Below are 12,318 nucleotides of genomic sequence, written 5' to 3'. Positions count from 1 at the left end.
CTCTATGTCCAACGTTTATGCCCTTTTTTGCCAAATCTCTATTCCTGCACGATATTCAGTTTTCAAATTTCAGTTAGAATCTCATTCATTGAGATTCCGAGAAGTTATTCAGTTGTTTAAAGCAAAGAATCTTCCTTTTGCTTAATATATGTCTCAAGGCTGCGTTTATCTATGAGAGAAGGAACGACGCCCTCCCGTGAGATACAAAAACCTGCGGCGTAGCAGGCGATCCGGACCGCTTCCTCCATCGAACATCCATAAAGAAGATAGGAGGCCAATGCGCTGATAAAAGCGTCGCTGGCACCGGTATTGTCCACGGAAGGAAACGGGACAGCCGGGAAATGTTTTTCCAGACCGGCAGACCGGACATAGCAGCCGTTTTCTCCCAGTGTCACAATGACCGTCTCAATACCGCATTCCAGCAGGGATGCGGTTTTTTCCTGCAGAGTGGAAGGACCCGGACACAGTTCGTTCAGTTCTTCTTCATTTGGCACAAGGATATCTACCATGGAAAGCACTTCCGGAGGGATCGCTCCGCATACGGAAGGCTTCAGGATGGTCCTGGCGCCGGATTCATGTGCGGTGCGGCACGCTTCGGCAACCGTGTCCAGAGGGATTTCCGACTGGATGAGGCAGTATCCGGTATTTTTAAAGAAACGTTTTCGCTTCTTTATATCTTCGGGAGACAGAATGCTGTTTGCACCGGAGAGGATAGAAATCATGGAATGACCGCTGGATTCTACAAAAATGAATGCCTTTCCGGTTTTCTCCTGGTTGCAGCGTTTCACACCGAAGGACTCTACGCCGTACTCTTTGAGAGTTTTATAGACAGAGGCTGAATCAATATCGGACCCCACATTTCCAATCAGTGTCACCCGGTGTCCAAGCTTCGCCGCGCCGATGGACTGGTTTATGCCTTTTCCTCCCGGATAAATGAAGGACGTGGAAGTGCTCACGGTTTTTCCGCTGTGGGGAAGCTGCGGCACATTCAGGTAGGTGTCGATATTGATACTGCCCACAACGGTGATCTTGGGAACATTCAGGTTGAACGGAACACTGACGGTGGTCTGGTTGTCCAGATGAAAATCCTGGACAAAGGACTGAGGCTTATCCGTGCGCTTTTCGATCTCGGTGATCAGTTTGCCGCACAGGTAAGATCCAAAATCAGCATTCAGCATCGTGTAGGTAGAAATCTCGGAAATATTGGGAAAGGCCAGGTTTTCCATCGTATCATTCTTTAGAGATATGAGCGAAATGTCTTCCGGGACTCTGAAGCTTAATGTATTCATGAGCTGGTAAAATTCCAGCGCCTTCCGGTAATGAGATGATATGATTCCGCTGATGCTGTGGGTGTTCACCTTGTGAATCAGGGTTTCGTCCAGATCGTAAAAGATCAGGTCTTTGTCGATTTTCATGTGATTGTCGAACAGACACTTTTTATACCCGTTTAAGAAAGCGGATGTACGGCGGCCTTCTTTTAAGATACAGGCAATTTTGCGGTGCTTCCGATCAATCAATTCCTGGGTGATCCGGTAAGCGGCTTCTTCATATGGGATCATATGGGAGTGATCTCCACCGTTGGGACCGATGGTCATGAGTGGAATCTTCATATTCTGAAAATGAGTTGAATAGGAGAGACTTTCTTTTTCTACGGGCTCCCAGATAATTCCGTCTACGTTATTTTTGCAGAGGGAAGTGATATTTTTAAGTTCCTGTTCCATGTCGGAGTAACTGTTATATACGAGGGTGCTGTATCCGTTTGCCTGGGCGGTCTGAATGATTCCGTCCAGCGTGGAGTCCAAAGAAACAGAAGACCGGAGCAGGATGCCCAAAATCCATGTCTTTGCCGGGGAAGCAGTGGCAGCTGCGTAAGGAGTGTAATTATACTCTCTAACGATCTTTAAAACCCGTTCCCTTGTTTCGCTGCTGATGCTTTCATCTTTTTGGTTGACAATTTTTGAAACGGTTGAGGCAGAGACGCCTGCCAGCTGTGCGATTTCCTTTATGTTCATAAAATTCCTCCAACATTATACTACATTCCATAATAGACAAAGAAAGAATATCTGTCAATATGTCGGGGTGTGCAAAATAAACAAGGGTTCTGGCGGAAAAAACAGAAAAAGTAACATTAAGTGATAAAAATGTTGACAAACTGTGAGAGCAGTGTTAATTTTAAATAAAGAAAATGATTTCGGAAAATAGTTTCCTAGGACATCAGACGAAAGAAATCAGCTGAAACAGACATCGCCATATATGAAAAAAGGAGGATACATTATGAGTGAGAAAAAAGTCACGTTTACAGAAAGGATCAAGTCTCAATTTTCGACCAAGTCTTTGGTGCTGATTCCGATCGCGGTGGGCATTAACCTGATCGGCGGTACGCTGTGCTCCGCGTTGAAGCTGCCGCTGTTTTTGGACATGATCGGAACTGTTGTCGTTGCCTGTCTGTCCGGCGTGTGGGTCGCCGCGCTGTGCGGGCTGTTGACAAATGTATTTCTGGCTATGGCGGCGAATCCCGTATATCTGCCTTATTCCATTGTAAGTATAATGTGCGCTGTTGTGACGGGATGTATGGTGAAAGCGGGATTTTTTAAAAAAGTCTGGGGAGCGGTTCTCACATGGCTTGCGTGTACGTTTGTCAATACGGTTTCTGCCTCGGTGATCACGATCTTTGTATATGGCGGGTCGGCAGGTGTGACAGGAACTTCTGTGCTGACGGCAACATTGATTGCGGCTACGAAAAACATTGCGGCCTCTGTATTATCCACGTCTATGATTGAAAATCTGATCGATAAGGGAATTACATTTCTCATAGCTTTTGTCATCATTCAGAAGATTCCTAAGAGATTTTTAAGCCAGTATGCGGCTGATACGGACGATGAGGAAGACGGCGATTAAATAAGAGGAAGACATTTACGTACAGGAGGCAGGGATGGCAACGATATCAAATACATTTATACCGAAAAATACGGTAATAGAACGACTGAACCCGATGACCAAAATCTTCGCAATATTTTCCCTTGGACTCGGAACTCTGATCTCTCCCGGCCCGCGGCTCGGACTGGCAGTTATCGCAGGGCTGTTTGGGGCGGCATGGCTGGCAGGGATCTTAAAGGATTTTGCAAAAATTATGTTTGGATTCGGAATACCAGTCACAGCTATGCTGCTGTTTATTCAGGGCTGTTATCACCCGGGCAATGTTATATTTATTGCAGACCTTGGATTTGCAAAAGTGGGACTGGAAGGAGTCCGCTATGCGCTGAAGATTATCAGTACGCTTCTGGTGTTTCTGGGAACCTTCTATATTATGAACAAAACAACATATCCGGGGAAACTGGTAGCTGCGCTGACGGAAAGCGGGATGCCGCCCAAAGCAGGATATCTGGTGCTGGCAAGTTTAAATGTTGTCCCGCAGATGCAGAGAAGAATGTCTGTGATCCGTGAAGCACAGGAAGCCAGAGGGGTGGAGACCGGAGGGGGAATCACAGGCCGGATAAAAGCCTATATTCCGCTGCTTGGACCGGTCATCATGTCATCCCTTACGGATGCCCAGGAAAGAGGCATGACGCTGGAGACAAGAGGATTTGGAATTGCAGGGGTAAAGCCCACGGCTTATGTTGAAGTCTGCAAAACCCGGACAGACAGAGCGGTGAATATTTTCTTAACCACATTTTTTATTGCGGCTGTGTCGGCCGCCGTTTTGACAAAACTTGATTTTATATAAAAAAGAGGAGTGCAAATGGGCAGAATCATATTAGAAGTCAAAGATTTTTCTTTTAAATACAGGCAGACAAAACAAAAGGCCCTGAAAAACATCAGCTTTCAGGTGGAAGAAGGAAATTTCTTCTGTGTTATCGGTGCCAACGGATCAGGGAAATCCACCCTGTGCAGCGCTCTGGCGGGACTCATTCCTCATTATTTTACGGGGAAAATGTCGGGCCGGGTGATCGTGGATGGGATATCCGCGGGAGAAAGCACCATTGCAGAGCTGTCCCAAAAGATTGGGTTCGTATTTCAGAATCCGTTTAACCAGCTGTCCTATACTGCAGGAACTGTCGCTGAAGAACTTGCATATGGACTTGGAAACCGGGGAGTATCCAGAAGAATGATGATGGAAAAAGTAGAGTTTGTGTCAAAACTCATGCGGATCGACCATATCCTTGACAAGAATCCTCTGGAATTATCCGGGGGACAGGTGCAGAGAGTGGCGTTCGGCTCTGCTTTTATCATGGAACCGGAGATTCTCGTTTTAGACGAATGTACGACACAGCTTGACCCGGCGGGGAGCGAAGAAATCTTTGATATTGTGAAAGAACTGAATAAAAAAGGTGTCACTGTCATCATGGCGGATCACGATATGGAACGAGTGGCACGGTGCGCGGACAAGATCCTCGTCCTTGAAAAAGGGAGAGCCGCGGCGCTGGATGAACCGAAAAAAATATTTGGAGATCCGGAAATCATGCAGCATGGAGTCGGCATACCGGATTATGTGGAAATAACAAGGGCCTTAAAAGAAAAACAGTATACAGACCGGGACATTGAGATTGCTGAGGGGCCGGCCATCGAAATGGTGAGGGAGGTGCTTGACAGATGCAAATTGAATTAAAAAATCTTCACTATTCTTATCCGTCCGGAGGTGAAGTATTAAAGGGGATAAATCTGGTCATCGGCGGGACGGAGCCAGTAGCCATCATCGGACAGAACGGAGCGGGAAAGACCACGGCTGTAAAACATTTTAACGGAATCTTAAGACCCACGTCCGGGGAAGTTCTGATCGATGGAGAGAACATTGAGACACGGTCCACTGCACAGTGGTCAAAGAAAGTCGGCTATGTATTTCAAAACCCGGATGATCAGCTGTTTCTGGAATCTGTCAGAAAAGAATTTGAATTCGGTCCCAGGCAGATCAAAATGCCAGAGAAAGAGATCAAAAGAAGAAACGAATGGGTCGCTGAGCTTGTGGGAATGTCGGAAAAACTGGATATGCATCCGTTTGACCTGACGCCGTCAGAGAAAAAATTTTGTACCATAGGCGCGGTGCTGATGATGGATCCGGATGTGCTGATTTTCGATGAGCCTACCTGCGGGCAGGATGTGCAGGGAAATCAAAGACTGCTCAGCATTATCAAGGCATTGAAAGAGAGAGGGAAGTTATGCATTACCATTTCTCATGATATGAAATTTGTAGTCAGCAGTTTTAGGCGGATCATCGTCATGTGCGGAGGGGAGGTGATACTGGACGGCAGGGCCGAAGAGGTGTTTGCCCAGACGGAGATATTAAAGAAAAGTTTTGTTGCTCCTCCTCCGGTCACGAAAGTGGCACAGGGGGCAGGGTTGAAAAAAACTGTTTTTACTACAGAAGCATTTATGGAAGCATTGGAAGACGAAAGGAAGGTATAAAGAAATGGCAGACGTGATTATTCAGATTTATGGGATCAGGACAGTGAAGGATGCAAGGATGGTTGTTGAAATGGGAGGACACCACCTGGGAGTATCCTATGGAAAGATCAAAAGGACTCCGGGGCAGCTTTCCTGTGAGCGCGCAAGAGAAATTTTTGAAGGGGTGCAGCCGGAAGCGGTGAGGATTGGTCTGACGGTATCAGAAGATATCGATGAGATCACAGAAGATCTTAAAGAAGCATTACCGGACGTTATGCACTTATCAGGAGATATTGAGGGCATCACACCGGCTCAGGTACAGGAACTCAAAGACAGATTCCCTGGCCTTAAGATCATGCAGGCGATCCCGGTTCTGGCGGGAGTACCGCTTGAGGAACAGAAAGTCATGCAGTATATCAGAGACTATGAACCGGTGTCAGATTTCTTCCTGATTGACACGAAGGCGCCGTCTGCGGGAGATATCGGTGCAACAGGCCTCACCCACGACCGTGAGATTGACAAAGCGATCATCGAAAGCACGGATGTACCATGTATCATCGCAGGCGGTCTGGATGCAGACAATGTAGCGGAAGCCATCTACATTACACACCCATATGGAGTGGACTCCTTTACTATGACAAACTATGATGACGAGCGTGCGGATACCGAACGCTGCAAAGATCCGGCTAAAGTGAAAGCGTTTATCGAGGCTGCACAGAATGCCTGAGGTGATGGTGGTCGGCGATGCCACCGTCGACATTATCGTACCTTATCCTAAGTTCCTCAATAAAGAGAGGACTTTGGTTGAATACCCGGAGCCATCTATTCAGGGAGGAGGGACTTCCGCCAACACGGCAGTGGCTTTGGCAAGACTTGGAGTCGAAACAGGTTTTGTCGGTTCCGTCGGGGAAGACCAGTATGGAAGGTATGTAAAGAATGATCTCTCAAAAGAGGGCGTGGATATCTCCGGCCTGATCATTGAGCCGGAATTAAATACGGTCGGAGTGTTTGCGTTCATCGATGAAAACGGAGAGCGGTATCTGTGGGGATGGCCGAGAGTGGATCAGGCATTTAAGACGCTGGATGCGGATAAAGTGTCATTTGAAAAGGTTCAAAAGGCGAACTGGGTCCACTCCTCAGGAATGTCGCTGGCATATGATACCTCTGCCCGCGATACAGTAATCCGGATTTTTAAGAAAGCGTATGAGGCAGGGGTTCCTACTTCTTTTGACTTAAATCTGAGGGTGGACAACGGCATCCTTGATCCGGAATACGAAAAAGCAGTGCGGCAGATCATTAAATATACAGACTATCTGCTTGGCTCCGGCACCGATGAATTTGCCTATCTTGGCAGAGAGATGGACTGGAGAGCCAATGCTGAGTCGTTTGTAAACAGGAGCCGGACCGTGATCGTGAGGAACGGCGCAGAAGGCTCCTACGGATTTACTGAGAAAGAAAAGACGGCGGCGCCTGCTTTTCCGGTAAAGGTAGAGGATACGGTCGGTGCAGGTGATGTCTACAATGCCGGATTTATCAGTGCGGTGCTGGAGGGGAAATCCCTGAAGGAATGCCTGATCACAGGGAATGCAGTATCCGGTTATGCCGTAGCAAAGAAGGGTGCGAGAACTTCCCCGGATCAAGAACAGCTGCAGCGATTTCTGGATGAGTATAGATCAAAGGATAAAGGAGAAAAAATATGAAAAAAGTGATTTTAGATTGTGACCCGGGACATGACGATGCCTTTGCCATGATGCTTGCAGTGCAGAATTTAGATGTGCTTGGCATCACTACGATCGGCGGAAACTGCACCTTGGAAAACGTGACAAAAAATGCACTGAAGGTGCTGGAAGTACTGGAGAGGACAGATATCCCTGTTTTCGCGGGACATTCCTGCCCTACAACCGTACCCCTGGTGACCGCGCCGCAGTTTCACGGTGAGACAGGACTTGACGGCCCTGTGCTTCCGGAGCCGTCCGTAAAAGCGCAGGATAAGCATGCAGTTGATTTTATTGTGGAGACAGTGATGAACACAGATGATGTGACACTGATTGCCACAGGTCCTCTGACAAATATTGCGGCAGCCATCAACCGGGAACCAAAGATCGTTGAACGGGTCAAAGAACTGAGCATTATGGGAGGCTCTGTGACCTATGGAAACTGGACTCCGGCAGCAGAATTCAACATCTATGTAGATCCGGAAGCGGCATACCGGGTGTTTAACTCAGGAATGCATGTGAAAATGTCCGGAATCAATCTGACCAGACAATGCTGCCTGACCGCCGAACATGTGAAAAAGTTCCGGGAGATAGGAACGAAGGCGGCACACTTTGCGGCAGATCTGACAGAATTTTTTATTGATACCACAATAAAGAGCGCATCGCTTTCAGGGGCCAATATGCACGATGCCTGTGCAGTGGCATGGCTGATCGATCCGTCTCTTATCAAGGCGGCTGACATGCATATTGATATCGAGCTAAAGGGCGAACTGACGAGAGGAATGACTGTATGTGATTACCGGCATCTAAGAGGTGTGGAACCGGCTGTAGATCTGTGCAGAGAACCTCAGATGGATTTCAGAGGAGAAGCGCCGAATGCGGAAGCAGCCCTGGAACTGGATTTCCCGGGATTCATGGATCTGCTGTATAAGACGCTTAAGAATTATAAGTGATGATGTACAAAATGATCTTGTGGGACTTTGACGGCACTTTAGCTTATACGGGCAAAGATGTGTGGGATTCTCTGCAATATGCTGCTAAAAAATGCGGCGGGGAGCTGCCGGAGGCTTTCATCAGTGAAGACAGCAATCTGGGAAAATCTGTGAAGGAGGTTTTTGACCAGATCGTCCCCCCTCCGGAAAGCGAAAAATATGAAGAGTTTGAATCCCTGGTGCGGGTGCACTACCGTATGTTTAATGGGTATCAACATACAGAATTCTATCCCGGTATCAGAGAACTTCTTCAGAAGACCAGAGAAAAAGGAATTCTACATTATATTGTTACCATGAAACCCAAAGAAGCATTGGAACGGATCCTATTAAAAAAGGACTGGGGGAAGCTGTTTGACGGCTGGATTTCCCCGGATTCCTTTCCGGGAAGGGAGAAGTCTAAAAGTGAGATGATTTCATATGTGATGAAGTGTTCAGGCATGAAGAAAAGTCAATACGTCTATGTCGGGGATACATGGAGTGATATAAAGGCTGCACATGAAAATAAAATTCACTGTATCGGAGTCACATATGGAGACGGAGATACAAAAAAACTTTGTGCATACACTCCAGAACACTGTGCACACAATGTTTCTGAGATTCTAAACATTTTGAGGAAAGGAGTTTGACCATGCTTCAGGATTTCAGCATAGGGATTGGAACCCGGTTTGTATTTGGAAAAGATGCACATAACCGGATAGGAAAAGAATTAAAACAGATGGGGATCAGAAAAGTCCTGATTCATTACGGCAGCAGGAAAAGATTAAGTGACAGCGGACTCCTCGGCAGTGTCAAAGAACAGCTGCGGCTTCACGGGATTCGAATCCTGGAACTGGGCGGTGTGGTGCCGAATCCCAGACTGTCTCTTGTAAGAGAAGGTATTCATCTCGCCAGGAAAGAGAAGGTGGATATGATCCTTGCCGTCGGCGGAGGCAGTGTCATCGATTCTGCGAAAGCAATCGGGCTTGGAGCCGTGGCGGACACAGATGTGTGGGATTTTTTTACGGGAGCCGAAGTTCCCGGGAAATCTCTTCCGACAGGTGTGATCCTCACCTATCCAGCGGCGGGAAGTGAATCCAGCGAAGTAAGTGTCATCAACAATACGGAGCTTGGCATGAAACTTCTGGCAAGTCATCCGGTCATTCGTCCGGCCATTGCATTTATGAATCCGGAGCTAACTTATTCACTCCCGAAATTTCTGACTGCATGCGGGGTGACGGATATGTTCTCCCACGTGTGCGAGAGATATTTTACGCCGGATGGAGAGGTCGGAGTGATTGACAGAATGGCAGAAGGAATTCTCAAAACATTGGCCGAGATTGGACCGAAGGTTCTTGCGGAGCCGGACAATTACTCTTACCGGGCAGAGATCATGTGGATCAGTACGATCGCACATAATGATACGGTGGGGGTCGGACGGGTACAGGATTGGGCAGTCCATGAGATCGGAAATGAACTGAGTGCTCTGTATGACACTCCCCATGGAGCCACACTTTCTATTATCATGGGTTCCTGGATGAGATATGTATATAGAGAAGCACCGGAACGGTTTGCCCGCTACGCCGGGGAAGTATTCGGTGTGAAATGGAATAGGAAGAATACGCTGGAGGCCGCATACGAAGGAATCTTAAAAACAGAAGAATTTTTCCGCACAATGGGAATGCCGGTGTCGTTTGAGGAGTTTCAGGTTCCGACAGACGGGGTGGAACAGATGCTTGACCGGATTGCTTTCCGCGGGGAAGATGACAGCATTGGAGGCATAAAAAGACTGAACCGGGATGACTGCCGAAAAATTTATGAGACGGCATTGAAATCCCGAAGAACAACGAGTGAGTGAGGGAATTATGAAAATACTTAATTTTGGTTCTTTGAATATTGATTATGTATATAGTGTGAACCATTTTGCAGAGAAGGGAGAGACTCTTTCTTCAGAATCACTGGAAGTTTTTCCTGGAGGAAAAGGACTGAATCAGTCCATTGCTCTTTCAAGAGCCGGAGGAGACGTTTACCATGCCGGAGTGATCGGCACGGACGGAAAATTCTTGGGAGAACTCCTCTGCGACGCCGGTGTTGATACCAGATATTTAAAGGTAAGCGAGGATGTCCGGACAGGAAATGCGGTCATTCAGAAGGACAAAAACGGAGATAACTGCATCATATTGTACGGCGGTGCAAATCAGGCGGTGACAAGAGAGACGGCGGATCAGGTACTGAAAAATTTTGATGCAGGCGACTGTCTGGTCCTCCAAAATGAGATCAGTGAGATTCCATATATTGTAGAAAAAGCGAGAGAAAGAGGAATGCAGATCGTCCTGAACCCATCTCCGATGAATGAAAAAATATTCGAGATAAACTTGGACCATATCGACTGTTTTATACTGAATGAAGTAGAGGCGAGGGTCCTTGTCCGGGCTGCACGGGATGCCGGCAAAGAAATATTATTGAAGCGGCTGAGAAAACAGTTCCCGCACGCGGAGATCATTCTGACACTGGGAGAGAAAGGCTCTGTGTATGCCGGAACCGAGGGGACGGCAGTGCAGAAAGCCTATAAAGTGAAGGCAGTAGATACCACAGCGGCAGGAGATACATTTACGGGTTATTTCATGTCCTGCATATTACAGGGGAAATCAGTGAAAGAATCACTTGATATGGCCGCAAAAGCGTCTGCAATGGCAGTGGCTGTAAAAGGTGCGGCTCCGTCGATCCCAAAAAGGGATGAGGCAGAGAGGTTTGCGGAAGAATAAACATATTAGGAGGAAACCATGAAACCTAGAATAGTAATCATTGACACAGATCCCGGGATTGATGATGCGGCAGCGATTGCTGTCATGCTGTCCGAGCCGTCTGTGGATGTAAGACTCATCGCCAGTGTATCAGGAAATGTCGGCATCGAGCATACGACAAATAATGCTTTAAAACTTCTTACATTCCTTAAAAAAGATGTTCCAGTGGCAAAAGGTGCGGCGGCTCCGCTTTTGAGGGATAACCGTTTTGCAACGAATGCCCATGGACAATCAGGAATGGGCGGATTTGAATTCCCTGAACCTAAGAAAGAACTTTTATTAGAAGAGAATGCAGTTCTGAGTGAATACCGCATACTGAAAGAAGCCGGGGAGAAGGTGACAATCCTCACTCTTGGGCCGCTGACAAACATTGCGCTGCTGATTCAGACATTTCCGGAAGTGAAAGAAAAAATTGAGGAAATTATTATGATGGGAGGTTCCACCGAGAGAGGAAACATTGGAATCTATGGAGAGTTTAATGTGACCATTGATCCGGAGGCGGCAAAGATCGTATTCCGCTCCGGGATTCCGATCACAATGGTAGGCCTGGATATCGGAAGAAAAGCAAGGCTGACCGCGGAAGATCTCGAGGAGCTTGAAAAGAGCGGGGAGGCAGGAACCATGATCAGCTCTCTGTTTCGTTCCTATGACGGCGGACATGTGGAAGAGGGAGTCAAGATGTACGATCCTTCCGCAGCCATGTATCTCATGGAGCCGGAGCTTTTTGAGACAAAAGAAGCGTTTGTTGATGTAGAGATCTCCAGTCCACTTACGATCGGCGCTACGGTCGTGGACTATGACGGTACATTGAGTGAGACAAAAAATGCGGCTGTGTGCGTTGACGTCGATGTGGAGTGTTTCCGCAGACGCTATGTGGAGCGGGCTGCAAATATCAAATGTTAAGAAACAATATGAAAAAGACAGTTGAAAGGTATGGTATGAAAAATGTCTAATACGAATTTGAAAACAACAGGTATTCCGGTACCGGCAGAGGGAACCCCGGAATTTGAAAAAATGAACCGAATGGCAAAACGAGCGATTCCGCTGGTGCTGATCATCTTTATTTTCGGCATTCTTGAACAGCAGGCATTCGGAATGATCTTTGTAAATATCGGACAGCAGCTGGGAACACCGGAACTGGCATCTCTCATTACATCTCTTCCGGGAATCGCACTCGGTATCGTCTGTGTAATCTATGGATCTCTGGGTGACTTTGTGTCTCTGAAAAAAATGACACTTTTAGGGACGATTGTGTTTGCCGCCGGCTCTGCCATTGGATTTTTATTAGGACCTGTGAGTATCTGGGCGGTTGTAGCCGCGCATATGCTACAATAACTTCTCGGAATCTCAATGAATGAGATTCTAACTGAAATTTGAAAACTGAATATCGTGCAGGAATAGAGATTTGGCAAAAAAGGGCATAAACGTTGGACATAGAGGAAGCTATGCCTT

The 12,318-nt window shown here is 47.2% G+C and carries 13 protein-coding genes; 12 read left to right on the top strand and 1 reads right to left on the bottom strand.

Annotated features, from left to right (window positions below):
• Window positions 1–116: 116 nt before the first annotated feature.
• On the bottom strand, window positions 117–2,012 hold the full coding sequence (locus tag QGT46_RS16375) for a PfkB family carbohydrate kinase (RefSeq protein WP_024727693.1): 1,896 nt from the start codon (window positions 2,010–2,012) through the stop codon (window positions 117–119).
• A 262-nt stretch (window positions 2,013–2,274) separates the two neighbouring features.
• Here QGT46_RS16375 and QGT46_RS16370 point away from each other — a divergent pair, with 262 nt between their 5' ends.
• The 12 genes from QGT46_RS16370 to QGT46_RS16315 are packed head-to-tail and all read left to right on the top strand — an operon-like array spanning window position 2,275 to window position 12,201.
• Window positions 2,275–2,898: a histidine kinase gene (locus QGT46_RS16370; RefSeq protein WP_024727692.1), complete on the top strand. Its 624-nt coding sequence runs from the start codon at window positions 2,275–2,277 to the stop codon at window positions 2,896–2,898.
• 34 nt (window positions 2,899–2,932) lie between these two features.
• Window positions 2,933–3,724, top strand: a complete 792-nt coding sequence (locus QGT46_RS16365) for an energy-coupling factor transporter transmembrane component T (RefSeq protein WP_148459154.1) — start codon at window positions 2,933–2,935, stop codon at window positions 3,722–3,724.
• A 15-nt stretch (window positions 3,725–3,739) separates the two neighbouring features.
• Window positions 3,740–4,606, top strand: a complete 867-nt coding sequence (locus QGT46_RS16360) for an energy-coupling factor ABC transporter ATP-binding protein (protein ID WP_024727690.1) — start codon at window positions 3,740–3,742, stop codon at window positions 4,604–4,606.
• Window positions 4,591–5,400 (top strand): energy-coupling factor ABC transporter ATP-binding protein, encoded by an 810-nt coding sequence (locus QGT46_RS16355; protein ID WP_148459153.1) that lies wholly within the window; start codon window positions 4,591–4,593, stop codon window positions 5,398–5,400. Before QGT46_RS16360 ends, QGT46_RS16355 begins: the two co-directional genes overlap by 16 nt.
• Before the next feature lie 4 nt (window positions 5,401–5,404).
• Window positions 5,405–6,106 carry a phosphoribosylanthranilate isomerase gene (locus QGT46_RS16350; protein ID WP_148459152.1) on the top strand — a complete coding sequence of 234 codons (702 nt, stop codon included), beginning with the start codon at window positions 5,405–5,407 and terminating at the stop codon, window positions 6,104–6,106.
• On the top strand, window positions 6,099–7,079 hold the full coding sequence (locus QGT46_RS16345; RefSeq protein ID WP_148459151.1) for a carbohydrate kinase family protein: 981 nt from the start codon (window positions 6,099–6,101) through the stop codon (window positions 7,077–7,079). The genes QGT46_RS16350 and QGT46_RS16345 overlap by 8 nt, the downstream gene beginning before the upstream one ends.
• Window positions 7,076–8,047, top strand: a complete 972-nt coding sequence (locus QGT46_RS16340) for a nucleoside hydrolase (protein WP_095142883.1) — start codon at window positions 7,076–7,078, stop codon at window positions 8,045–8,047. The genes QGT46_RS16345 and QGT46_RS16340 overlap by 4 nt, the downstream gene beginning before the upstream one ends.
• A gap of 11 nt (window positions 8,048–8,058) precedes the next feature.
• Window positions 8,059–8,712, top strand: a complete 654-nt coding sequence (locus tag QGT46_RS16335) for an HAD family hydrolase (protein ID WP_301591618.1) — start codon at window positions 8,059–8,061, stop codon at window positions 8,710–8,712.
• 2 nt (window positions 8,713–8,714) lie between these two features.
• Complete coding sequence (locus tag QGT46_RS16330; protein ID WP_148459150.1) at window positions 8,715–9,920, top strand: iron-containing alcohol dehydrogenase; 1,206 nt, start codon at window positions 8,715–8,717, stop codon at window positions 9,918–9,920.
• A gap of 7 nt (window positions 9,921–9,927) precedes the next feature.
• Window positions 9,928–10,827 (top strand): ribokinase, encoded by a 900-nt coding sequence (locus tag QGT46_RS16325; RefSeq protein WP_148459149.1) that lies wholly within the window; start codon window positions 9,928–9,930, stop codon window positions 10,825–10,827.
• An 18-nt stretch (window positions 10,828–10,845) separates the two neighbouring features.
• Window positions 10,846–11,769: a ribonucleoside hydrolase RihC gene (gene rihC / locus QGT46_RS16320; RefSeq protein WP_024727682.1), complete on the top strand. Its 924-nt coding sequence runs from the start codon at window positions 10,846–10,848 to the stop codon at window positions 11,767–11,769.
• Window positions 11,770–11,811: 42 nt separating this feature from the next.
• Window positions 11,812–12,201 (top strand): hypothetical protein, encoded by a 390-nt coding sequence (locus QGT46_RS16315; RefSeq protein ID WP_301591614.1) that lies wholly within the window; start codon window positions 11,812–11,814, stop codon window positions 12,199–12,201.
• The last annotated feature ends 117 nt before the right edge of the window (window positions 12,202–12,318 follow it).

Source organism: Anaerostipes faecis (assembly GCF_910574135.1).
GTDB classification, from domain to species: domain Bacteria; phylum Bacillota; class Clostridia; order Lachnospirales; family Lachnospiraceae; genus Anaerostipes; species Anaerostipes hominis.
The sequence above is the reverse complement of the archived record's forward strand: the minus strand, read 5'-3'. Positions and strand labels throughout refer to the sequence as shown.